This is a genomic window from Massilia sp. DWR3-1-1 (assembly GCF_049898325.1).
Lineage (GTDB): Bacteria > Pseudomonadota > Gammaproteobacteria > Burkholderiales > Burkholderiaceae_D > JAFCUW01.
In genome coordinates this window covers 101,493-124,103 of record NZ_JAFCXL010000009.1, presented here as the reverse complement: position 1 = coordinate 124,103, position 22,611 = coordinate 101,493, and the positions used below count along the sequence as shown (strand labels likewise).

19 protein-coding genes are annotated in these 22,611 nt (G+C 64.6%); 12 read left to right on the top strand and 7 right to left on the bottom strand.

Going from position 1 to position 22,611, the window contains the following annotated elements; translation table 11 throughout:
• Positions 1-15 precede the first annotated feature (15 nt).
• Entirely contained in the window at positions 16-399 is a 384-nt protein-coding gene (locus ACP7EY_RS11655) for a type II secretion system protein (protein WP_426193630.1), read from the top strand.
• Complete coding sequence (locus tag ACP7EY_RS11650; RefSeq protein WP_426193628.1) at positions 400-1,128, top strand: type II secretion system protein; 729 nt, start codon at positions 400-402, stop codon at positions 1,126-1,128. It abuts the gene before it with no gap.
• Between the two features lie 21 nt (positions 1,129-1,149).
• Here ACP7EY_RS11650 and murJ read toward each other — a convergent pair whose 3' ends face one another.
• Positions 1,150-2,688, bottom strand: a complete 1,539-nt coding sequence (gene murJ / locus ACP7EY_RS11645) for a murein biosynthesis integral membrane protein MurJ (protein ID WP_426193626.1) — start codon at positions 2,686-2,688, stop codon at positions 1,150-1,152.
• A gap of 240 nt (positions 2,689-2,928) precedes the next feature.
• On the opposite strand from murJ, the gene rpsT reads away from it, so the two are divergent.
• Together rpsT and ACP7EY_RS11635 are read left to right on the top strand one after the other, a co-directional pair.
• The gene (gene rpsT, locus ACP7EY_RS11640; RefSeq protein WP_426111115.1) at positions 2,929-3,195 is read left to right on the top strand and encodes a 30S ribosomal protein S20; all 267 of its coding nucleotides are present in this window, start codon (positions 2,929-2,931) and stop codon (positions 3,193-3,195) included.
• 187 nt (positions 3,196-3,382) lie between these two features.
• Positions 3,383-5,614, top strand: coding sequence for an NADP-dependent isocitrate dehydrogenase (locus ACP7EY_RS11635; protein WP_426193624.1), 2,232 nt, complete (start codon positions 3,383-3,385; stop codon positions 5,612-5,614).
• A gap of 89 nt (positions 5,615-5,703) precedes the next feature.
• On the opposite strand, the gene ACP7EY_RS11630 is transcribed toward ACP7EY_RS11635, so the two are convergent.
• Entirely contained in the window at positions 5,704-6,255 is a 552-nt protein-coding gene (locus ACP7EY_RS11630; protein WP_426193622.1) for a pseudouridine synthase, read from the bottom strand.
• Positions 6,256-6,412: 157 nt separating this feature from the next.
• Here ACP7EY_RS11630 and icd point away from each other — a divergent pair, with 157 nt between their 5' ends.
• Positions 6,413-7,666 carry an NADP-dependent isocitrate dehydrogenase gene (gene icd, locus ACP7EY_RS11625; protein ID WP_426193621.1) on the top strand — a complete coding sequence of 418 codons (1,254 nt, stop codon included), beginning with the start codon at positions 6,413-6,415 and terminating at the stop codon, positions 7,664-7,666.
• Positions 7,667-7,938: 272 nt separating this feature from the next.
• Positions 7,939-9,420 (top strand): methyl-accepting chemotaxis protein, encoded by a 1,482-nt coding sequence (locus ACP7EY_RS11620; protein ID WP_426193619.1) that lies wholly within the window; start codon positions 7,939-7,941, stop codon positions 9,418-9,420.
• Positions 9,421-9,583: 163 nt separating this feature from the next.
• Here the strand turns inward: ACP7EY_RS11620 and cspE are convergent, their stop codons facing one another.
• Entirely contained in the window at positions 9,584-9,787 is a 204-nt protein-coding gene (gene cspE, locus ACP7EY_RS11615; RefSeq protein ID WP_426193824.1) for a transcription antiterminator/RNA stability regulator CspE, read from the bottom strand.
• Between the two features lie 322 nt (positions 9,788-10,109).
• Between cspE and clpS the strand changes: the two genes are divergently transcribed.
• Both clpS and clpA read left to right on the top strand, forming a co-directional pair.
• Complete coding sequence (gene clpS / locus ACP7EY_RS11610) at positions 10,110-10,412, top strand: ATP-dependent Clp protease adapter ClpS (protein WP_073217831.1); 303 nt, start codon at positions 10,110-10,112, stop codon at positions 10,410-10,412.
• On the top strand, positions 10,409-12,712 hold the full coding sequence (gene clpA / locus ACP7EY_RS11605; RefSeq protein ID WP_426193616.1) for an ATP-dependent Clp protease ATP-binding subunit ClpA: 2,304 nt from the start codon (positions 10,409-10,411) through the stop codon (positions 12,710-12,712). The genes clpS and clpA overlap by 4 nt, the downstream gene beginning before the upstream one ends.
• A gap of 84 nt (positions 12,713-12,796) precedes the next feature.
• Here the strand turns inward: clpA and ACP7EY_RS11600 are convergent, their stop codons facing one another.
• From ACP7EY_RS11600 to prpR, 4 genes are all read right to left on the bottom strand, one after another.
• On the bottom strand, positions 12,797-13,498 hold the full coding sequence (locus ACP7EY_RS11600) for an anti-sigma factor (protein WP_426193614.1): 702 nt from the start codon (positions 13,496-13,498) through the stop codon (positions 12,797-12,799).
• Complete coding sequence (locus tag ACP7EY_RS11595) at positions 13,495-14,061, bottom strand: sigma-70 family RNA polymerase sigma factor (protein ID WP_426193612.1); 567 nt, start codon at positions 14,059-14,061, stop codon at positions 13,495-13,497. Before ACP7EY_RS11595 ends, ACP7EY_RS11600 begins: the two co-directional genes overlap by 4 nt.
• An 86-nt stretch (positions 14,062-14,147) precedes the next feature.
• Positions 14,148-14,720: a DUF3455 domain-containing protein gene (locus tag ACP7EY_RS11590; protein ID WP_426193610.1), complete on the bottom strand. Its 573-nt coding sequence runs from the start codon at positions 14,718-14,720 to the stop codon at positions 14,148-14,150.
• A gap of 99 nt (positions 14,721-14,819) precedes the next feature.
• Positions 14,820-16,436: a propionate catabolism operon regulatory protein PrpR gene (prpR, locus tag ACP7EY_RS11585; protein ID WP_426193608.1), complete on the bottom strand. Its 1,617-nt coding sequence runs from the start codon at positions 16,434-16,436 to the stop codon at positions 14,820-14,822.
• Between the two features lie 227 nt (positions 16,437-16,663).
• On the opposite strand from prpR, the gene prpB reads away from it, so the two are divergent.
• The 4 genes from prpB to prpF are packed head-to-tail and all read left to right on the top strand — an operon-like array spanning position 16,664 to position 22,590.
• On the top strand, positions 16,664-17,548 hold the full coding sequence (prpB, locus tag ACP7EY_RS11580; RefSeq protein ID WP_426193606.1) for a methylisocitrate lyase: 885 nt from the start codon (positions 16,664-16,666) through the stop codon (positions 17,546-17,548).
• Positions 17,549-17,587: 39 nt separating this feature from the next.
• Positions 17,588-18,754: a bifunctional 2-methylcitrate synthase/citrate synthase gene (prpC, locus tag ACP7EY_RS11575; RefSeq protein WP_426193604.1), complete on the top strand. Its 1,167-nt coding sequence runs from the start codon at positions 17,588-17,590 to the stop codon at positions 18,752-18,754.
• A gap of 30 nt (positions 18,755-18,784) precedes the next feature.
• A complete protein-coding gene (gene acnD / locus ACP7EY_RS11570; RefSeq protein WP_426193822.1) occupies positions 18,785-21,385 on the top strand; it encodes a Fe/S-dependent 2-methylisocitrate dehydratase AcnD in 2,601 nt (866 codons plus the stop codon).
• Between the two features lie 2 nt (positions 21,386-21,387).
• Complete coding sequence (prpF, locus tag ACP7EY_RS11565; protein ID WP_426193602.1) at positions 21,388-22,590, top strand: 2-methylaconitate cis-trans isomerase PrpF; 1,203 nt, start codon at positions 21,388-21,390, stop codon at positions 22,588-22,590.
• The last annotated feature ends 21 nt before the right edge of the window (positions 22,591-22,611 follow it).

Sequence of the window (22,611 nt, the reverse complement as noted above, 5' to 3'; positions counted from 1 at the left end):
ACGATGGAAACACTGATGCAGGCAGCAAGGCGCGCGCGCGGATTTACCCTGATTGAACTGCTGGTGGTGCTCGGCATCGTGGCCTTGCTGCTGACGCTGGCCGTGCCGCGCTTTTTTCCCAGCATCGACAGCGCCAGGGACACCATCCTGGCCGACAACCTGCGCAACACCCGCGCCGTCATCGACCAGTTCTATAGCGACACGGGCCGCTATCCCGACTCGCTCGAGCAACTGGTCGAAAAAAAGTACATCCGCGCCGTGCCGCTCGATCCGCTCACCGAGAGTGCGACGACGTGGATCGTGGTGCCGCCCGAGGATGGCAGCAAGGGGGCGGTCTACACCATCAAGAGTGGCGCGGCGGGCAATGACCGCAACGGCAGACCTTACGCGGACTGGTAAGTGAAACCCGCGCGCCAAGGCGGCTTTACTTACCTGGGGATGATCATCCTGGTGACGGTGCTGGGCCTGGTGGGCGCGGCCACCCTGAAGATCGACGCCCTGCTGCGCCGCGCCGCCGCCGAGCAAGAGCTGCTGTATGTCGGCACCGCCTTCGCCGAGGCTCTCACCAGTTACGCCGCCGCCACCCCGGCCGGCCAGCCGACCCAGCCGCCGACCCTGCAGGACTTGTTGAAAGACACGCGCAGCCCCGCCATCCGCCGTCACCTGCGCAAGATTTTCATCGACCCCATCACCGGCAGCACCGACTGGGGCATCGTCTGGCTGGGCGACCAGAAAGGCATCGTGGCGGTGTACAGCAAGTCGCCGTTGCAGCCCTTGAAAATCGCCAACTTTGACGCGCGCCTGTTGGGCTTCGACAACCGGCAGCATATTTCGGACTGGCATTTTGTGGCAAGCGGGCCTGCGCCCAGCGTGCCGCAGTCGGGGCAGCGGGCGCCAGCGTCGTCCGCCTCGCTGTTTCCGGCGGTGGCCGGCACGGCGCCGGTGGCGCCCGAACCGGGGGCGGCGCCCGCGCCCGCGCCCGCGCCTTCACCGGCGCCGGCGCCGGCGCAAGCGAGCGCGCCGGTCGAAGTGGCGCCCGTGCCCGAGGTGATCGTGGAAGAGCCCAAGCCGGAAGAGGACGATGGCCGCACCGAGACACCGACGGTGCGGCCGGTGCGGCGCGACTGAGGGCGGCGCCGTTGGCTTGGCTTAGTCGGCGCGCCGTTTGAAGTGGCGGACCCGGAAGCCCAGCGCCATCAGCACGGCGAAATACAGGACGGCGGCCGCGCTGATGATGGCCAGCAGCGTGCCCGCCCGCAGCCAGGCGTGGGCGCGCATGGCCGGCCAGTCCACCAGCGACTGCGCGTACCAGCACAGCGCGCCCATCGCGCAGACGGCAATGAGCAGGCGCAGCACAAAGCCGAACCAGCCCGGCTGCGGCGTGTAGATCTGGCGGCGGCGCAGACCCAGGTACAGGCACAGCGCATTGAGGCAGGCGCCCAGGCCGATCGACAGCGCCAGTCCCGCCACTTGCAGGCGCGGCACGAAGACCAGGTTCATCAACTGGGTGGCGACCAGCACGCCAATGGCGATGCGCACGGGCGTCTTGATGTCCTGGCGCGCATAAAACGCGGGCGCCAGCGTCTTGACGAGGATGATGCCGATCAGGCCGGCGCTGTAGGCAGTCAGGGGCAGGGCGGAGGCGGCCACATCGGCCGCGTCGAATTTACCGTAATGAAACAGCGTGGCGATCAGCGGTTCGGCCAGGGTGGCCATGCCGACGGCGGCGGGCACGGCCAGCAGGAAGGTCAGGCGCAGGCCCCAGTCGAGCAGGGCGGAATATTCGGTGGTGTCGGCTTCCGCATTGGCCTTCGACAGGCTGGGCAGCAGGATGGTGCCCAGCGCCACCCCCAGCATGGCAGTGGGAAACTCCATCAGCCGGTCCGCATACGACAGGGCCGAGACGCTGCCGGCGGCCAGGCGCGAGGCAATATTGGTGTTGATCATCAGGCTGATCTGCGCCGCCGAGACGGCGAACACGGCCGGTCCCATCTTGCGCAGCATGCGTCGCACGCCGGGGTCGCGCAGGCCCGTCAGGGGATTGAAGGCCAGCCGCGGCAGCATGCCGATCTTGCGCAAGGCGGGCAGTTGCAGGCCCACCTGCAGCAGGCCGCCCACCAGCACGGCGATGGCCATCGCGTAAATCGGTGTATCGAGGAACTGCACCAGGAACAGCGAGGCGAGGATGAAGGCAACGTTGAGCAGCACGGGCGTGAAGGCGGGAATCTTGAACTGGCGCCAGGTATTGAGCACGCCGCCGGCCAGCGCCACGAAGGACATGCAGGCAATGTAAGGGAACATCAGGCGCGTCATCCACACCGCCTCGGTGTTTTTTTCCAGCCCGGTGGCGATCAGCAGGATCAGCGCGGGGGCGAACACGATGCCGACCAGGCTGGTGAGCACGGTGGCCCACACCAGCGTGGTGGCGACATGGTCGACCAGCACCTTGGTGGCGTCGTGCCCGTGCTGGGTCTTGTATTCGGATAGAATCGGCACGAAGGCCTGGGCAAACGCGCCCTCGGCGAACAGGCGGCGCAGCAGGTTGGGAATACGGAAGGCGACAATGAAGGCGTCCGAGTAGGCCGAAGCGCCGAAGGCGCGCGCGAACAGGCTCTCGCGCAACAGGCCGGTGACGCGGGACAGCATGGTCATGCTGGAAATGGCAGCGAGGGTTTTGAGCAAGTTCATGGCGCGAGATTATAGCCCGGCAACACTGGCCGCGGACGGTCCGTCGTGCCCCGCCACATTTTTGAATTGCCCGCATCGCAATTTGCCGCTATAATCGAAGGCTGTACAGAATTCTGTTACGCAGACACATTTGTTTGACAGGCACTGGTTTGGCAGCGAGCACGTCCGGAACATGGGGCGGGCCGACCTGGCAAACGCTTGTGTTTGCAAACGCAACTTGACCCCGTTTTAGGAAATTCCATGGCAAATACCGCACAAGCACGCAAGCGCGCTCGTCAAGCAGTTAAGCAGAACGCACACAATTCGTCGCAGCGTTCGACCCTGCGCACCGCTATCAAGGCAGTGCGTAAAGCGATCCAGGCTGGCGACAAAGCCGCCGCGACCACGATTTTCCAGACCTCCGTGTCGAAGATCGACAGCATCGCTGACAAAAAAATCATTCACAAGAACAAGGCTGCTCGCCATAAGAGCCGCCTTGCAGCTGCCCTGAAAGCACTGTCGGCTTAATTGGCGATCGTGTGCGCGGCCAGTCCGCGCCGGCAGCTTCTTGCTTGAAAGACCCGCCCGATCTTTGGTCCGGCGGGTTTTTTCGCTTCTGTTTTTACATGGATGAAAGTGACGTGGGATAATAGCCACCGATCTTCAATTCAGCTTCACCATCGCGACAACGTTCGCCAACACCGAGGAAAAGCGCATGAGCAGTGATCAGACCATCATCTACACCCTGACCGACGAGGCGCCATTGCTGGCGACCCACGCCTTCCTGCCAGTGGTAAGCACCTTCGCCAAGGCCGCCGGCATCACCGTCGAGCCCAGCGACATCTCGGTCGCCGCCCGCATCCTGGCCACCTTCCCGGAGCGCCTCGCGCCCGAGCAACGGGTGTCGGACTCGCTGGCCTACCTGGGCCAGAAGACCCTGACGCCGGAAGTGAACATCATCAAGCTGCCCAATATCAGCGCCTCCGTGTCGCAGCTGGAAACGGCCATCAAGGAACTGCAGGGCAAGGGCTACGACATTCCCGACTACCCGGCCGAGCCGAAGACGGACGAAGAAAAAGCCATCAAGCTCAAGTACGGCAAGTGCATCGGTTCGGCGGTCAACCCGGTCCTGCGTGAAGGCAACTCTGACCGCCGCGCTCCCCGCGCCGTCAAGGAATACGCGCGCAAGAATCCCCATTCGATGGCCAAGTGGTCGGCCGCGTCGCGCACCCACGTGTCGCACATGATCGAAGGCGATTTCTACCATGGCGAAAAATCGCTGACCGTCCAGGGCAACCGCGACGTCAAGATGGAACTGATCACCGCCAGCGGCAAGACCATCGTGCTCAAGCCGAAGGTGACGCTGCTCGACGGGGAAATCATCGATTCCATGTTCATGAGCCTCAAGTCGCTGCTCAAGTTCTACGAAGAGCAGATCGAGGACGCCAAGGACACCGGCGTGATGTTCTCGCTGCACGTCAAGGCCACCATGATGAAGGTGTCGCACCCGATCGTGTTCGGTCACTGCGTGCGCATGTTCTACAAGGAAGCGTTTGAAAAGCACGGCGCCCTGTTCGACAGCCTGGGCGTGAACGTCAACAACGGCATGGCCGACCTGTACAACAAGATCGCCGACCTGCCAGTGTCGCAGCGCGATGAAATCGTGCGCGACATCCACGCCTGCCAGGAACACCGTCCGGCGCTGGCGATGGTCGATTCGGCCAAGGGCATCACCAATTTCCATTCGCCCAACGACGTCATCGTCGATGCGTCGATGCCCGCCATGATCCGCGCCGGCGGCAAGATGTACGGCGCCGACGGCCGCCTGAAGGAAGTCAAGGCAGTCATCCCCGAGAGCACGTTTGCCCGCATTTACCAGGAAATCCTGAATTTCTGCAAATGGCACGGCGCGTTCGACCCGAAAACCATGGGCACGGTGCCAAACGTGGGCCTGATGGCCCAGCAGGCCGAGGAATACGGCTCGCACGACAAAACCTTTGAAATCGCCGAAGCGGGCGTGGCCAACATCACCGACCTGGCAACGGGCGAAGTGTTGCTGAGCCAAAACGTCGAGCAGGGCGACATCTGGCGCATGTGCCAGGTCAAGGACGCGCCGATCCGCGACTGGGTCAAGCTGGCCGTGGCGCGCGCGCGCAATTCCGGCATGCCTGCCGTGTTCTGGCTGGACCCGTACCGTCCCCATGAAAACGAGCTGATCACCAAGGTCAAGACCTACCTGAAGGATCACGACACGAGCGGCCTGGACATCCAGATCATGTCGCAAGTGCGCGCCATGCGCTACACGCTCGAACGCCTCAGCCGCGGCCTGGACACCATTTCCGTCACCGGCAACATCCTGCGCGATTACCTGACCGACCTGTTCCCCATCATGGAACTGGGCACCAGCGCCAAGATGCTGTCGATCGTGCCCTTGATGGCCGGCGGCGGCATGTACGAAACGGGCGCCGGCGGTTCGGCCCCCAAGCACGTGCAACAACTGGTGGAAGAAAACCACCTGCGCTGGGATTCGCTGGGCGAGTTCCTGGCGCTGGCCGTGTCGTTCGAGGACCTGGGCATCAAGACGGGCAATGCCAAGGCCAAGATCCTCGCCAAAACGCTCGACGCCGCCACCGGCAAGCTGCTCGACAACCGCAAGTCGCCTTCGCCGAAAACGGGCGAGCTCGACAACCGCGGCAGCCAGTTCTACCTGTCGCTGTTCTGGGCGCAGGAACTGGCCGCGCAGACCGACGACGCGGACCTGGCCGCGCACTTCGCGCCGCTGGCCAAGTCGCTCACCGACAACGAAGCGACCATCGTCGCCGAGTTGCTGGCCGTGCAGGGCAAACCGGTCGACGTGGGCGGTTACTACCTGCTCGACGAAGCGAAGGTGTCGGCGGCAATGCGCCCGAGCGCGACGTTCAACAGCGCCATCGCGGCACTGGGGTAACTGGCGGCACGGCGCCACGGCGCCCTTGCCCCTTCAAAAAAAACCCGCCCGGTCAGTTTGACCGCGGCGGGTTTTTTTCGCTTCACCCATCACACATATGCGGTGACGGCCAGGTGCTCGCCCGGCAGCAGGGGGTGGGTGGCCAGCGAAAACGGCCCGATGCTGCTGCGCACCAGTCGCAGCGTGGGCAGGCCCACCGCCGCCGTCATGCGCCGCACCTGGCGGTTCTTGCCTTCTTCGAGCGTGATCGCGATCCAGCTGGTGGGCTTGTCGGCGCGCGCACGGATGGGCGGATTGCGCGGCCACAGCCAGGCCGGCTCGGCGATCTGGACGGCGCGGCACGGCTTGGTCACGAAGTCGCCCAGGTCGAGCGGCAACTGCAGGCGCGCCAGGGCGGCAGCCTCGACCAGCCCGTCCACCTGCACCAGGTAGGTTTTTGCTTCCTTGTGGTCGGGATGGGCGATTTTATGCTGGAGCATGCCGTCATCGGTCAGCAGCATCAAGCCTTCGCTGTCGGCGTCGAGCCGGCCGGCCGGATAGATACCGGGAATGGCCAGATAGTCGGCCAGCGATTCGCGCCCGTCCTGCGGGGTGAACTGGCACAGGACCTGGAACGGTTTATTGAAAAGGATCAGGGGCATGGGAGCGCAATGGAATGGGGGAGGGCGGCACGCGGCGCGGGGCTGAAATCATGGCAGCGTACAAACAGCTGGTGCATAATGCAAGACACGAATCTTATATCTTATCGAAGACAGGCGGCGCAATGCGCGCCGATCCTGTGTCAATTGGGAGAGCACGATGTACCAACATATCACCGTCCCGGCCGACGGCCAGAAAATCCGCGTCAACGCCGACTACTCGCTGACGGTCCCGGTCAATCCGATCATCCCCTTCATCGAGGGCGACGGTACCGGCGTCGACATCACGCCCGTGATGATCAAGGTGGTCGATGCGGCTGTCGCCAGGGCGTATCGGGGCGAGCGCAAGATCAGCTGGATGGAAATTTTTGCCGGCGAAAAAGCCACCGCCACCTATGGCCCCGATGTCTGGCTGCCCGAGGAAACGCTGGAGGCGGTCAAGGATTACATCGTCTCCATCAAGGGGCCCCTGACCACGCCCGTCGGCGGCGGCATCCGCTCGCTCAACGTGGCGCTGCGCCAGCAGCTCGACCTGTATGTGTGCCTGCGCCCGGTGCGCTATTTCACGGGCGTGCCGTCGCCCATGAAAGAGCCGGAAAAGACCAATATGGTGATCTTCCGCGAGAACTCCGAAGACATCTACGCCGGCATCGAATACCAGCAGGGCAGCGAAGGCGCCAGGAAACTGATCGACTTCCTGATCAATGAAATGGGCGTGACCAAGATCCGCTTCCCGCACACCTCGGGCATCGGCATCAAGCCGGTGTCGATCGAAGGCACCGAGCGCCTGGTGCGCAAGGCGATCCTGTACGCCATCGACAACGACAAGCCTTCCGTGACGATTGTCCACAAGGGCAATATCATGAAATACACGGAAGGCGGCTTCCGCGACTGGGCCTATGCGCTGGCACAGAAGGAATTCGGCGCCGAGCTGATCGACGGCGGACCGTGGATGAAGCTGAAAAATCCCAAGAGCGGACGCGACATCGTCATCAAGGACTCGATCGCCGACGCCTTCCTTCAGCAAATCCTGCTGCGCCCCGTCGAATACAGCGTCATCGCCACCCTCAACCTCAATGGCGATTACATTTCCGACGCGCTCGCGGCCCAGGTGGGCGGCATCGGCATCGCGCCGGGCGCCAACCTGTCCGATTCGATCGCCATGTTCGAAGCCACCCACGGCACCGCGCCCAAGTACGCGGGCAAGGACTACGTCAATCCCGGTTCGATGATCCTGTCGGCCGAAATGATGCTGCGCCACATGGGCTGGACCGAGGCGGCCGACCTGCTCATCACCTCGATGCAGGGAGCGATCGCCTCCAAGCGCGTCACCTACGACTTCGCCCGCCTGATGGAGGACGCCACCCAGGTGTCGTGCTCCGGCTTTGGCGACGTGATGATCGAACATATGTAGTCTTGCCAAGAATTTTGGAAGCTGAATCGGATCAGCCCCAGGCAGAAATGCTCTGGGGCTTTTTTTCGCCCCGTTTGATAGCATTTTCGCCATTAAATATCGGTAATTATAATTGCCTATGGAAAACTATCAAATTCACGCTACAATCTCAACTGTTGCCCCAAACCTACTTTTGTCCGTCATAGCTGGCAACAGCAGGGTGCGATACGTGCTGCAAACCGCCATGCAGCGTGAACGATCGCTGTCTCCTCCCATTTTTCAACGCCCATATCATGACCACATCGACCCTCACGGATTCTTTACGACAGCACGCACGTTCGGCCGACCGCCTCATGTGCATCATCTTGTGGGGGCTGTTCGTGATGGCGCTCGCCTTGTCGCCGCTGCACGACACCTTGAGCTGGGCCTTGCTGGTCGGTTTTCCGGCGGCGGCGATTCCCACCGCCCTCGTGCTCGCCCGCGGCGGGCGCCGCAGCACGGCGATGGTCGCTGGTGGCGCCTTGATGGTGTTTGCCGCATTGCACATCCATCAGGCGGCAGGCGCCACGGAGCTGCATTTCGGCATTTTCGTATTGCTGGCCTTTCTGCTGTGCTATCGCGACCCGATGGTGGTGGTGGTGGCGGCGGCGGTGATCGCGCTCCATCACCTCAGTTTCAGCTACCTGCAGGAACTCGGTTACGGCGTGCGCTGCATGAGCGAGCCCGGCTTCAAACAGGTGTTGATCCATGCATCCTACGTCGTCGTCGAGTCGGCGGTGCTGTGTTATCTGGCGCTGCTGCTGCGGCGTGAAGCGGTGCAGGCGGCCGAACTGGGCGCCCGGGTGGCGACGATGTCGGCCGGCGCGGCCGGTACCATCGACCTGCGCGGCGACCAGGCGGCCGCCAACAGTCCGGCTGGCAAGTCGCTCGATGGCATGATGGTGCGTCTGCACGACGCGGTGGCGCAGGTGCAGGTCGGGGTCGACGCCATTACCTGTGCGTCGGAGGAGATTGCCCACGGCAACCAGGACCTGTCGAATCGCACGGAACGCCAGGCCGTCTCCCTGCAGGGCACGGTAACGACCGTGGGCGTGCTCAGCGAGCGTGTGCGCCAGAGTGGCGACAATGCGCGGCGCGCCAACGACCTGGCGATCTCGGCGTCCAGCGATGCTGTGCGTGGTGGCAAGGTGGTGGCGGAAGTGGTCGATACCATGGCCTCGATCAATGAATCGTCCAGGCGCATCGTCGACATTATCGCCGTCATCGATGGCATCGCGTTCCAGACCAATATCCTGGCGCTCAATGCGGCCGTCGAAGCGGCCCGGGCGGGCGAGCAGGGGCGTGGCTTTGCGGTGGTGGCCTCCGAAGTGCGCAATCTGGCGCAGCGATCGGCGGCGGCGGCGAAAGAAATCAAGCAGCTCATCGGCGACTCGGTGGGCCGGGTGGAGGCCGGCACCCAGCTGGTCGACCTGGCGGGCGCGCGCATGCAGGAGATCGTCGCCAGCGTTGCCGGTGTCTGTTCGATCATTGGTGAGATCTCCGAAGCGAGCGAGTTGCAGGTGGGAGACATTGGCCGTATCCACGATGCCATCGAAGACATGGACAGCGTGACCCAGCAGAACGCCGCGCTGGTGGAGGAGGCGTCGGCGGCGTCGGCGTCGCTGCACCAGCAGGCGGCCAGCCTGGGGGAAATTGTCGCCCGCTTTACCTTGCAAGCGCCTGCTGACGAACGGGCCTCGCCGCGCGCCCACGGCGAGCGTTTGCGCCTGGCGTGAGCGGCACCTGACAGTGTTGCTAGTTGCACGGTGAGGCCGCTGGTGCGGGGCCGGATTGGCCGCGCAGTATGCCGTCCACATCGATGTCGCTGGCGCAGGCCTGGTTCGACAAGGCCAAAAAAAACCCCGCCATGGCGGGGTTTTTTACAGTCCGGTTTGCTACTTAAGCATTTTGGATGTTGGAAGCTTGCTTGCCTTTAGGGCCTTGCGTGACTTCGAATTGTACTTTTTGACCTTCTTTGAGGGTCTTGAAACCGTTCATGTTGATTGCGGAGAAGTGCGCGAACAAATCTTCGCCGCCGTCATCAGGAGTAATGAAGCCGAAACCCTTGGAATCATTGAACCACTTAACTGTACCTGTTGCCATAAAAAGAACTTTCAAAAAAAACCAATCACACGAGCCATCAAGCAAGAAGCTTCTTGCCCCCTCCTCAGCCTGCTCACTTCTTATCAACCAGACCATTTGCGGACAAGTCGATATCTGCATTGTTGGCGGAATGACTATTGAAGTCAAGCCCTTTTAAATTGCGCTTGTTACTTTCGCCATATGAGTCTGAAATCCAACTCTTGTTTTATGCAAAGAGGTCGCCATCTGCGCTTCAGGCGGAAAACGCGTAAGATGGAAAACATGTATAAAAGTGCTGCAGTTCATGCGGCGCGACCTGAGTGAAAGCATTAGAATAAAGCGTATGGCAACCAAGCAAGATACCGAGCAATTACTGGAGCGGCAGGTCGTCAAGCCCCCGCCGCTGTACCAGGTGGCATTGTTGAACGATGACTACACGCCGATGGAGTTCGTTGTGGCCGTCATTCAAGAGTACTTCAACAAGGATCGGGAAACGGCTACGCAGATCATGCTTTCCGTTCACCGTCATGGCAAAGGCGTGTGCGGTGTGTTTTCCAAAGATATCGCGTGTACCAAAGTGGAGTTTGTATTAACGCATGCACGCAAGGCAGGTCACCCCCTGCAGTGTGTGATGGAGGAAGTATGATTGCGCAGGAATTGGAAGTCTCTCTACACATGGCGTTTGTCGAAGCACGGCAAGCACGGCATGAATTCATCACCGTTGAGCATTTGCTGCTGGCGCTGCTGGACAACCCATCGGCCGCCGAAGTCTTGCGCGCCTGTGCGGTCAACATCGACGATCTGCGCAAAACGCTGACCAACTTTATTGGCGATAACACCCCGACCGTGCCTGGCACGGGCGAGGTCGATACCCAGCCCACGCTGGGATTCCAGCGGGTGATCCAGCGCGCCATCATGCACGTTCAGTCGGCATCGAACGGCAAGAAGGAAGTGACGGGCGCGAACGTGCTCGTGGCCATCTTCGGCGAGAAGGATTCGCACGCGGTGTACTACCTGCACCAGCAGGGCGTCACCCGCCTCGACGTGGTCAACTTCATTTCGCACGGCGTGCGCAAGGACCAGCAGGCCGACGCCGCCAAGACCTCGGAAGGGGTGGAGGAGGCGCAGGTCGAGGGCCAGCCGAAGGAAAGCCCGCTCGACCAGTTCACGCTGAACCTGAACAAGGCTGCCGCCGAGGGCAAGATCGATCCCCTCATCGGCCGCGAGGAAGAAGTCGACCGGGTCATCCAGATCCTGTGCCGTCGCCGCAAGAACAATCCCCTGCTCGTCGGTGAAGCGGGCGTGGGCAAGACCGCCATCGCCGAGGGCCTGGCCTGGCGCATCACCCAGGAAGACGTGCCGGAAATCCTGCAGAACGCCGTCGTGTTTTCACTCGACATGGGCGCGCTGCTGGCCGGCACCAAGTACCGCGGCGACTTCGAGCAGCGCCTCAAGGCCGTCCTCAAGCAGTTGAAGGACACCCCGAACGGCATCCTGTTCATCGATGAAATCCACACCATCATCGGGGCCGGTTCCGCCTCCGGTGGCACGCTCGACGCGTCGAACCTGTTGAAGCCGGCGCTGGCCAATGGCCAGTTGAAATGCATCGGCGCGACCACGTTCACGGAATACCGCGGCGTGTTCGAGAAAGATCACGCCCTGTCGCGGCGCTTCCAGAAGGTCGACGTCAACGAGCCGACGGTCGAACAGACCATCCAGATCCTGCGCGGCCTGAAGTCGCGCTTCGAAGAGCATCATGGCGTCAAGTATTCGGCGTCGGCACTGACCACGGCGGCTGAACTGGCGGCGCGCTTCATCAACGACCGCCATTTGCCCGACAAGGCCATCGACGTCATCGACGAAGCGGGTGCAGCCCAGCGCGTGCTGCCCAAGTCGAAGCAGAAGAAAACCATCGGCAAGGCGGAAATCGAGGAAATCATCGCCAAGATCGCCCGCATCCCACCGCAGACGGTCAACCAGGACGACCGCAGCAAGCTGCAGACCATCGACCGCGATCTGCGCAACGTGGTGTTCGGCCAGGACCCGGCCATCGATGCGCTGTCGTCGGCCATCAAGATGGCGCGCGCCGGCCTGGGCAAGCAGGACAAGCCGATCGGCTCCTTCCTGTTCTCCGGTCCGACGGGCGTGGGCAAGACCGAGGTGGCCAAGCAGTTGGCCTTCATCCTCGGCATCGAGCTGATCCGCTTCGACATGTCGGAGTACATGGAGCGTCACGCGGTGTCGCGCCTGATCGGTGCGCCTCCCGGTTACGTCGGCTTCGACCAGGGCGGTCTGCTGACCGAGGCGATCACCAAGAAGCCGCACGCGGTGCTGCTGCTGGACGAAATTGAAAAAGCCCACCCGGACATTTTCAACATCCTGCTGCAGGTGATGGACCACGGTACCCTGACGGACAACAACGGCCGCAAGGCGGATTTCCGCAACGTGATCATCATCATGACCACCAATGCGGGCGCCGAAAGCCTGACCAAGCGTTCGATGGGCTTTACGGACTCGAAAGCGGCGGGCGACGAAATGGCCGATATCAAGCGGATGTTCACGCCTGAGTTCCGCAACCGGATCGATGCCACCATCAGCTTCCGCGCGCTCGACGAGGAAATCATCCTGCGCGTGGTCGACAAGTTCCTCATGCAGCTGGAAGAACAGCTGCACGAGAAAAAAGTCGAGGCCATCTTCACCGAGAAACTGCGCAAGTTCCTTGGCAAGAAAGGATTCGATCCGCAGATGGGTGCCCGGCCGATGGCGCGCCTGATCCAGGACATGATCCGCAAGGCGCTGGCCGACGAACTGCTGTTCGGCCGCCTGATCAACGGCGGCAAGATCGTCGTCGATCTGAACGAGAAAGATGAAGTGCTGATCGAGTTCCCGGAAGGCGACTCACTGCCGCCACCGACCTTGCCGCCTGAAACGGTCGAGATCGAATAAACGCTCGCGCGCAGTAAAAAACCCGCCAGGTACGCCACTGGCGGGTTTTTTTCGTTCAGGCGCGCTCGATTACAAGGCGTTCGATTACATCACTTTGACGGCGCGGCCGATGAACTGGATCGGTCCCGTTGGCTTGTTCAGGGGCGAGCCGTTGACCGGTTCGAGCGTCAGTTCAAACAACTGGTTCGGCTGGATATTCGGCAGCGCATCGAGCGGGATGGTGATGGTCTGGCCCGGCTTGACCAGGCCCAGCGACACCGGGCCGCCCCAGCCGTCGGCCTTGGTCCAGAACTGCAGCGATTTATTGGCCGGGACGGCGGCGGCGTTCAGGGGCACCAGGCTCAGTTCGCGCGAGGCGCTCGCCTGCACCACGTAGCCGGGCGCCTTGTCCTGCGGCGCCACCAGCACCACCATGTACTGGGGCTTGTCGGCGCCGCCCGGCATGCGCCCGGCCAGGCTGACGGCCAGCACCGCCGTGGCCAGCATCGAGCCGGCGGTGAGCATGCGCCACATGCCCAGGCTGTCCCACATGGGGCGCTTGTGCACCAGCGGCGGCGCCGTGCTGTCCGCGATGCGCCGCCACAGCTGCGCCGACGGCGTCACCGGCGCCACCAGCGCCGTCAGGGGCAGCAGGTCCGCTTCCCACTGCTGGACGGCCAGCCGCAGGGCGGGATCGAGCCGCAGGCGCCGGTCGACGTCGGCTTTCGCCGCCGGCGACAGGGTGCCCAGCACGTACTCGCCCGCTTCGGCGTGCAGCGGGTCGGATGGGGACGATACAGGACTCATGACAGGCACACTTTCAAGGAAGCCAGGCTGCGCTTGATCCACGATTTGACGGTGCCCATGGGGGCATCGACGCGGGCGGCGATTTCGCTGTGCGACAAGCCGTCGACATACGCATGGAGCAGGCAGTTGCGGCGCACCGGCTCGAGCTGCTCGAGGCACAGGCCGATCTGGCCGGGCGTCGAGGCAAAGGCGAAGCTGTCGCTGACCTCGGCCCAGTGCGCCATCGAAGCGCGGGCGTCGATGGCGGCGGCGGCATCGTCGTCGACCGTCACTTCGCGTGCGGCATTGCGCACCGCGTTCAGTGCCAGGTGGCGGGTGATGGTGTAGATCCAGCCGCGCGCCGCGCCGCGCAAGGGGTCGTAGCTGGCGGCACCGGTCCACACCTTGATGAAGGCGTCGTGGACAATGTCCTCGGCCAGCGCGGCGTCGACGACGATGCGCCGGGCCACGCCCAGCAGCCGGGCGCCTTCCTGGTCGTACAGGCGGCGCAGGGCCGACTGGTCGCCGCTGGCGCAGGCATTGAGGGCGGCTTCATAATCGAATGCGTCGGCGAGGTCGGGCACAGGCAGTCCGTCAAAAATGGCTAGGAGATTCTCGAAGGAATCCTAGCATAAATTGCTGGCCCGACAACGCACAGTAAATACGATGGTTACATCGCTTTCCAGAAGATGTAATCGGCCTGGTAGTTCACCACCGTGCGCTGTCCGCGCGTGTCGGCGCTGCAGCCGCTGGCGGGGGCGGCGCCGCCCTGCAGGGCCACGCGCTGGATGTAGGTGGTGCCCAGCATGGCGCCGGCGCCGCTGGCGGGGTTGGCGGGGTTGACGGGGTTGACCTTAACCAGCTGGAACGGGATATTGCCCGGACCGGAAGGGGCCACCGCCAGTTGCGTGCCGCTGACCTTGGAGCCGTCGGCCGCCTGCCAGGTTGCCGGTGGGCCGTAATAGGTGCCGACGGCCTTGCCGGCGCGGTCGGCCAGGGTGGCCTTGGGGCCGACGAAGGTCCACTCGAGCTGGCCCGGCATGGCGGCCTTGTCCTTGCATTCGTAGGTCAGTTCGCCCGTGGCGCGGGTTTCCATGGCGACGACGTTACCGGCCGGGACCTTGATGCTGTCGGGCAGGCTGTCCTGCGAATAGCGGCTGGCGGGCGTCATGGTGCTGCAGGCCGACAGCATGGTGGCGGCGGCGGCGAGGGCGAGCAGGGATGGCAGGCGGGCTTGGGTCATGGCGTTATCCTTGTAGAGGTCAGTGCGGGCGCCTTGTGCGCCGCTATGAGTACTACCCGGGGCCGATGCGATCGGATGCAGGGGGCGGAAAATAAATTTTCAGCCTGTCATCCGCGCCGCCTGCCTGAGCCTGCGCCACAAGGTCGTGCGGCTGATGCCCAGGTAGGCCGCCGCCTCGTCGCGCCGGCCCTCGAAGCGCGCCAGCACCTCGTGCACCGAGGGCGTCGCTGCGGTCGCCGCCGCCGCTGTCGACGGCGGCGCCGCGCGGCCCAGTTCCGGCGCCACCTTGAGCACGAAGGCCTGGGTCAGCGCCTGCAGCGGTTCGGCCGCCAGGTACAGCGCCAGGCGCTCGGTGACGTTGCGCAGTTCGCGCACGTTGCCGGGCCAGTCGTAGCGTTCGAGCAGGCCGGCACAGGCCTGGATTTCCGCGTGCAGATTGGGGTGGGGGCGCGCGCCCAGCGCCGCTAGGGCATGCTTGAGCGACCATTCGGCCAGCGGCGCCACGTCGACGGCACGCGCGCGCAGGGGCGCCAGCGGCAGGCGCAGCACCGCCAGCCGGTAATACAGGTCGGCGCGAAAGCGCCCGTCGCGCACGCGCGCCGCCAGGTCGCAGTGGGTGGCGCTGATCACCCGCACCGTCACCGGGATGGGGCGGGTGCCGCCCACCCGCACCACTTCGCGCTCTTCGAGCACGCGCAGCAGGCGCGTTTGCAGGGGCAGCGGCATTTCGCCGATTTCATCCAAAAACAGGGTGCCGTGATTGGCCGCCTCGAACAGGCCCGCATGGCCGCCCCGGCGCGCGCCCGTGAACGCCCCTTCCTCGTGGCCGAACAGTTCGGACTCGAGCAGCGACTCGGTCAGCGCGCCGCAGTTGACGGCCACGAAGGGGCGGTTGTCGCCCCGGCCGCGCGGGCTTTCGCGGTGGATCGCCTGCGCCGCCAGTTCCTTGCCGGTGCCCGTCTCGCCCTCAATCAGCACGGTGGCCGGCGAGCGGGCGAACAGCACCACCGCCTGGCGCAACTGCTCCATGGCGGCCGATTCGCCCTTCAAATCGTTCAGGCCGTGGCGCGCCCGCAAGGTGTCGGCCAGCACCGTGCGCCGGCCGCGGCGGGCGTCGGCGGCCGTCTGCCGCGCCAGTTCGAGGGCGTCGTCGAAAGCCTGGCGGATCGAGGCGGCTGAATAGACGAATACGCCCGTCAGGCCGGCTTCCTCGGCCAGGTCGGTGATCAGGCCTGCGCCGACGATGGCGGTGACCCCTTCGGCCTTGAGTTCGCGAATGCGGTCGCGCGCATCCTGTTCCGTCACGTAGGTGCGCTGCGCGATGGTGGCGCCGAAGGTCTCGGCAAAGCCGGCCAGCGCCGCCAGCGGCGCCTGGTAGCTGATCACGCCGATGCGCTCGGCCCCTTTGCGCGCACGCGCCAGCGCCTCCATCATGTCGTAGCCGCTGGCGCGCGCCACCACCACGGGCGCCGACAAGCGTCCCTTCAGGTAGGCCGCGTTCGAGCCGGCGGCGATCACCACGTCGCAGCGTTCGCTGGCCATGCGTTCGCGGATGTGGCGCACGGCGTCGTCGAAACCGAGCTTGATCGGCTCGATCGTGGCCAGGTGGTCGTACTCGAGCGTGATGTCGCGGAACAGGTCGGACAGGCGCGAGACCGACACGGTCCAGATGACGGGGCGGTCGAGGTCGTCGGTGGCGGGGGCGGCATAGGGCATGGGTCGATTGTACGCCGTCGTGTTTCATGTTTCAATTTAAATGAAACTGAAACGAACTATGCAACATCGGGGCAGGCTGCCCGTGCTTGCCAGCCGTGCCTTGGCGCTTGATTTTAAAGGGTATTATGAAGCGCGCAGGGTGCGGGTCCCGCCGCCGCCGCCTGGCACGGCGCTTGCAATACAAGGGTACTGCAGTCCCATGCACCACCGAACCGAGGAGAAACCCGATGAGAGAATCCCGAGGCGCCATGTTCCGCCGCGCCGTTGCCGAAGAGTCGCCACTGCAAGTGGTCGGCACCATCACCGCCTACACCGCCCGCATGGCCGAGCAATCGGGCTACCGCGCCATCTACCTCTCGGGCGGCGGCGTGGCCGCCAATTCGCTCGGCTTTCCGGACCTGGGCATCAGCACCCTCGACGACGTCATCACCGACGCCCAGCGCATCACCGACACCTGCTCGCTGCCGATCCTGGTCGACATCGACACCGGCTGGGGCGGCGCCTTCAACATCGCCCGCACCATCCGCCACATGATCCGCGCCGACGTCGCCGCCGTGCACATGGAAGACCAGGTCTCGGCCAAGCGCTGCGGCCACCGGCCCGGCAAGGAAGTCGTCAGCACCGGCGAAATGGTCGACCGCATCAAGGCGGCCGTCGACGCCCGCCACGACGAGAGCTTCGTCATCATGGCGCGCACCGATGCGCTGGCCGTGGAAGGCCTCAACGCCGCCATCGACCGCGCCTGCGCCTACGTGGAAGCGGGTGCCGACATGATCTTCCCGGAAGCGATCAACCAGCTCGAGCAGTACAGCCAGGTGCGCGCGGCCGTCAAGGTGCCGATCCTGGCCAACCTCACCGAGTTTGGCGCCACCCCCCTGTTCACGCTCGACGAGCTGCGCGCCCACAACGTCGACATCGCCCTGTACTGCTGCGGCGCCTACCGCGCCATGAACGCGGCCGCGCTTAATTTCTACAAGACCCTGCGCGCCGAGGGCACCCAGAAAAGCGTGGTGCCGACCATGCAGAGCCGGATGGACCTGTACGACTACCTCGGCTACCACGAGTACGAGCAAAAGCTCGACGCCCTGTTCGCCCAGGGCAAAGAAAAATAAGCACCGCATTCTAATAATCGCCTTCAGGAGACCGCCAGCATGACCGAGACCACCGCCGCAAAAGACCCCGTCGCCTTCAAACCGAAGAAATCCGTCGCCCTGTCCGGCGTCACCGCCGGCAACACGGCGCTGTGCTCGGTCGGCAAGACGGGCAACGACCTGCACTACCGCGGTTACGACATCCTCGATGTCGCCACCTCCAGCGAGTTCGAGGAAATCGCCTACCTGCTGGTGCACGGCAAGCTGCCCAACCGCGCCGAACTGGCGGCCTATAAAACCAAGCTGAAAGGCCTGCGCGGCCTGCCGCAGTCGGTCAAGGCGGCGCTCGAAGCCTTGCCCGCCGCCGCCCACCCGATGGACGTGATGCGCACCGGCTGCTCGGTGCTCGGCTGCACCCTGCCCGAGAAGGACGACCACAACGTGCCCGGCGCGCGCGACATCGCCGACCGCCTGATGGCCTCGTTCGGCTCGATGCTGCTGTACTGGTACCACTTCAGCCACAACGGCAAGCGCATCGATGTCGTCACCGACGACGACTCGATCGGCGGCCACTTCCTGCACCTGCTGCACGGTGAAAAACCGTCGGCCGCCTGGGTCAAGGCGATGCACACCTCGCTGATCCTGTACGCCGAGCACGAGTTCAATGCCTCCACCTTCACCGCCCGCGTCATCGCCGGCACCGGCTCGGACATCCATTCGGCCATCACCGGCGCCATCGGCGCGCTGCGCGGCCCGAAACACGGCGGCGCCAACGAAGTGGCGCTGGAAATCCAGGAACGCTACGAAAGCCCGGACGAAGCCGAGGCGGACATCCGCCGCCGCGTCGAGAACAAGGAAGTGGTGATCGGCTTCGGCCACCCCGTCTACACCGTGTCGGACCCGCGCAACGTGGTGATCAAGGAAGTGGCGCGCGAACTGTCCCTTGAGGCCGGGTCGACCAAGATGTTCGACATCGCCGAGCGCCTCGAAACGGTGATGTGGGATGTCAAAAAAATGTTCCCCAACCTGGACTGGTTCTCCGCCGTGTCGTACCACGTGATGGGCGTGCCGACGGCGATGTTCACGCCGCTGTTCGTCATCTCGCGTACCTCCGGCTGGTCGGCCCACGTGATCGAGCAGCGCATCGACAACAAGATCATCCGCCCCAGCGCCAATTACGTCGGCCCGGAAGATCTGGCGTTCGTGCCGCTGGCCGATCGCACCTGAGAAACACAACCCACAGTGGCAGACAATATGATGAACACGACGCACCGCAAACCCTTGCCCGGCACCTCGCTGGATTATTTCGACGCGCGCGAGGCGGTCGACGCCATCGAAGCGGGCGCCTACGACAAGCTGCCGTACACCTCGCGGGTACTGGCTGAAAACCTGGTGCGCCGCTGCCATCCCGACACCCTGGCCGCCTCGCTGCGCCAGCTCGTCGAACGCCGCCAGGACCTCGATTTTCCGTGGTTTCCGGCGCGTGTGGTCTGCCACGACATTCTCGGCCAGACCGCGCTGGTCGACCTGGCCGGCCTGCGCGACGCCATCGCCGCGCAGGGGGGCGATCCGACCCTGGTCAACCCGGTCGTTCCCACCCAGCTGGTGGTGGACCATTCGCTGGCGGTCGAATGCGGCGGCTTCGATCCCGATGCCTTCGCCAAGAACCGCGCCATCGAGGACCGCCGCAACGAAGACCGCTTCGATTTCATCGAGTGGACCAAGAAAGCGTTTAAAAACGTCGACGTGATCCCGCCCGGTAACGGCATCCTGCACCAGATTAACCTCGAGCGCATGAGTCCCGTGATCCAGGCCGATACCCGGCTCGGCGTGGCCTACCCGGACACCCTGGTGGGGACCGACTCACACACGCCGATGGTCGATGCGCTCGGCGTGCTCGCCATCGGCGTGGGCGGCCTGGAAGCGGAAAGCGTGATGCTGGGGCGCGCGTCGTGGATGCGCCTGCCCGACATCATCGGCGTCGAACTGACCGGCAAGGCTGCCCCCGGCATCACCGCCACCGACATCGTGCTGGCGCTCACCGAGTTCCTGCGCAATGCCAAGGTGGTCTCGTCCTACCTCGAGTTTTTCGGTGCCGGCGCGGCCAGCCTGACGCTGGGCGACCGCGCCACCATCGCCAACATGGCGCCCGAATTCGGCTCCACCGCGGCGATGTTTTATATCGACGAACAGACCATCAAGTACCTGAAGCTGACGGGCCGCGAAGACGACACCGTCAAGCTGGTGGAAAACTACGCGCGCACCACCGGCCTGTGGGCCGACAGCCTGGTCAGCGCCGTGTATGAGCGCGTGATCAGCTTCGACCTGTCGAGCGTGGTGCGCAATATCGCCGGGCCGTCCAATCCGCACAAGCGGGTGCCGACGTCCGAGCTGGCAGCGCGCGGCATTGCCGGCGTGGTGGAAAACGAAGCGGGCCGCATGCCCGACGGCGCCGTCATCATCGCCGCCATCACCAGCTGCACCAACACCAACAACCCGCGCAACATGATCGCCGCCGGCCTGATCGCCCGCAACGCCAACCGCCTCGGCCTGCTGCGCAAGCCGTGGGTGAAGTCCTCGCTGGCGCCCGGCTCGAAAACCGTCGCCCTGTACCTGGAAGAAGCGGGCCTGATGACGGAGCTCGAAACGCTGGGCTTCGGCGTCGTCGCCTTTGCCTGCACCACCTGCAACGGTATGTCGGGCGCGCTCGACCCCGTCATCGAGCAGGAGATCATCGCGCGCGACCTGTACTCGACCGCCGTCCTGTCGGGCAACCGCAATTTCGACGGCCGCATCCACCCCTACGCCAAGCAGGCCTTTCTCGCCTCGCCGCCGCTGGTGGTGGCGTATGCGATCGCCGGCACGATCCGCTTCGACATCGAAAAAGACGTGCTGGGCCTGGCCCCCGACGGCCGCCCGGTCCGCCTGGCCGACATCTGGCCGGCCGACGAGGAGATCGATGCCATCGTCGCCGCCAGCGTCAAGCCGGAGCAGTTCCGCAAGGTCTACATCCCGATGTTCGCCAGGCAGCCTGATGACGGTCTCAAGGTCAGCCCCCTGTACGACTGGCGTCCCCAGACCACCTATATCCGCCGTCCGCCGTACTGGGAAGGCGCGCTGGCCGGCGTGCGCAGCCTTTCCGGCATGCGCCCGCTGGCGGTCCTGGGCGACAACATCACCACCGACCACCTGTCGCCGTCGAACGCCATCATGCTCGATTCGGCCGCCGGCGAGTACCTGGCGAAAATGGGCCTGCCGGAAGAAGATTTCAATTCCTACGCCACCCACCGGGGCGACCACCTGACGGCGCAGCGCGCCACCTTCGCCAACCCGACCCTCAAGAACGAGATGGTGATCGAGGACGGCAAGGTCAAGGCGGGCTCGCTCACCCGCATCGAGCCGGACGGCGTCGTCACGCGCATGTGGGAAGCCATCGAAACCTACATGGAGCGCAAGCAGCCCCTGATCATCATCGCCGGCGCCGATTACGGCCAGGGTTCTTCGCGCGACTGGGCGGCCAAGGGCGTGCGCCTGGCGGGCGTCGAGGCGATCGTCGCCGAGGGCTTCGAACGCATCCACCGCACCAACCTGGTCGGCATGGGCGTGCTGCCGCTCGAATTCAAGCGCGGCACCGACCGCAAGACGCTGGGCATCGACGGCAGCGAAACCTACGACGTCATCGGCGAGCGCCTGCCGCGCGCCGACCTGACCCTGATCATCACCCGCAAGAACGGCGACGTCGAGCAGGTGGCCGTCACCTGCCGCCTCGACACGGCCGAAGAGGTGTCGATCTACGAAGCGGGTGGCGTGCTGCAGCGCTTTGCCCAGGATTTCCTCGAATCGACGAAAGCGGCCTGACCATGAACGATTCCACCCGATTCGCCCCGCAAATCAAGGTCCCCGCCACGTACATGCGGGGCGGCACCAGCAAGGGGGTGTTTTTCAGGCTGGCCGACCTGCCGGCGGCGGCGCAAGTGGCGGGCGCCGCCCGCGACGCGCTGCTGCTGCGCGTGATCGGCAGTCCCGACCCGTATGCGAAACAGATCGACGGCATGGGCGGCGCCACCTCGAGCACCAGCAAGACGGTGATCGTGGGGCCGGCCACGCGGCCCGACCATGACGTCGACTACCTGTTCGGCCAGGTGGCGATCGACGCCCCCTTCGTCGACTGGAGCGGCAACTGCGGCAACCTGTCGGCGGCGGTGGGCCCGTTCGCCATTGCCGCCGGCATGGTCGCCGCCGCGCGCCTGCCGCGCGACGGCATGGCCACCATCCGCATCTGGCAGGCCAACATCGGCAAGACCATCATCGCCCATGTGCCGATGACCGATGGCCAGGTGCAGGAGACGGGCGACTTCGAACTCGACGGCGTCACCTTCGCCGCCGCCGAAGTGCAGCTCGAGTTCCTCGATCCGGCCGCCGAGGAAGAGGGCGGTGGCGGCGCCATGTTCCCGACCGGGAACCTGGTCGACACGCTCGAGGTGCCCGGCGTGGGCAGCTTCCCCGCCACCATGATCAACGCCGGCATCCCCACCATTTTTGTCAACGCCGCCGACATCGGCTATACGGGCAGCGAACTGCAGGACGCCATCAACGGCGACCCGGCGGCGCTGGCCCGTTTCGAGACCATCCGCGCCCATGGCGCCCTGCGCATGGGCCTGATCAAGCACCTCGATGAAGCGGTGCGCCGCCAGCACACGCCGAAGGTGGCCTTCGTGGCGCCGCCGGCGGCCTACACCGCCTCGAGCGGCAAGCCGGTGGCCGCCGCCGACATCGACCTCCTCGTGCGCGCCCTGTCGATGGGCAAGCTGCACCACGCGATGATGGGCACGGCGGCCGTCGCCATCGGCACCGCCGCCGCCATTCCCGGCACCCTGGTCAACCTGGCCGCCGGCGGCGGCGCCCGCACGGCGGTGCGCTTCGGCCATCCCTCGGGCACCTTGCGGGTGGGCGCGGAAGCACTCCTGCAGGACGGCGCCTGGTGCGTGAAAAAAGCCATCATGAGCCGCAGTGCGCGCGTGCTGATGGAAGGAACGGTGCGGGTGCCGGGCGTGGCTGCGTAAGATTTTTTGCTGCAACGCATG

Excerpts from the sequence above, each read along its gene's own strand:
- ACP7EY_RS11655 (WP_426193630.1), top strand. The coding sequence starts at position 16 with ATGCAGGCAGCAAGGCGCGCGCGCGGATTTACCCTGATTGAACTGCTG.
- murJ (WP_426193626.1), bottom strand. The coding sequence starts at position 2,688 with ATGAACTTGCTCAAAACCCTCGCTGCCATTTCCAGCATGACCATGCTG.
- rpsT (WP_426111115.1), top strand. The coding sequence starts at position 2,929 with ATGGCAAATACCGCACAAGCACGCAAGCGCGCTCGTCAAGCAGTTAAG.
- ACP7EY_RS11635 (WP_426193624.1), top strand. The coding sequence starts at position 3,383 with ATGAGCAGTGATCAGACCATCATCTACACCCTGACCGACGAGGCGCCA.
- ACP7EY_RS11630 (WP_426193622.1), bottom strand. The coding sequence starts at position 6,255 with ATGCCCCTGATCCTTTTCAATAAACCGTTCCAGGTCCTGTGCCAGTTC.
- icd (WP_426193621.1), top strand. The coding sequence starts at position 6,413 with ATGTACCAACATATCACCGTCCCGGCCGACGGCCAGAAAATCCGCGTC.
- ACP7EY_RS11620 (WP_426193619.1), top strand. The coding sequence starts at position 7,939 with ATGACCACATCGACCCTCACGGATTCTTTACGACAGCACGCACGTTCG.
- cspE (WP_426193824.1), bottom strand. The coding sequence starts at position 9,787 with ATGGCAACAGGTACAGTTAAGTGGTTCAATGATTCCAAGGGTTTCGGC.
- clpS (WP_073217831.1), top strand. The coding sequence starts at position 10,110 with ATGGCAACCAAGCAAGATACCGAGCAATTACTGGAGCGGCAGGTCGTC.
- clpA (WP_426193616.1), top strand. The coding sequence starts at position 10,409 with ATGATTGCGCAGGAATTGGAAGTCTCTCTACACATGGCGTTTGTCGAA.
- ACP7EY_RS11600 (WP_426193614.1), bottom strand. The coding sequence starts at position 13,498 with ATGAGTCCTGTATCGTCCCCATCCGACCCGCTGCACGCCGAAGCGGGC.
- ACP7EY_RS11590 (WP_426193610.1), bottom strand. The coding sequence starts at position 14,720 with ATGACCCAAGCCCGCCTGCCATCCCTGCTCGCCCTCGCCGCCGCCGCC.
- prpR (WP_426193608.1), bottom strand. The coding sequence starts at position 16,436 with ATGCCCTATGCCGCCCCCGCCACCGACGACCTCGACCGCCCCGTCATC.
- prpB (WP_426193606.1), top strand. The coding sequence starts at position 16,664 with ATGAGAGAATCCCGAGGCGCCATGTTCCGCCGCGCCGTTGCCGAAGAG.
- prpC (WP_426193604.1), top strand. The coding sequence starts at position 17,588 with ATGACCGAGACCACCGCCGCAAAAGACCCCGTCGCCTTCAAACCGAAG.
- acnD (WP_426193822.1), top strand. The coding sequence starts at position 18,785 with ATGAACACGACGCACCGCAAACCCTTGCCCGGCACCTCGCTGGATTAT.
- prpF (WP_426193602.1), top strand. The coding sequence starts at position 21,388 with ATGAACGATTCCACCCGATTCGCCCCGCAAATCAAGGTCCCCGCCACG.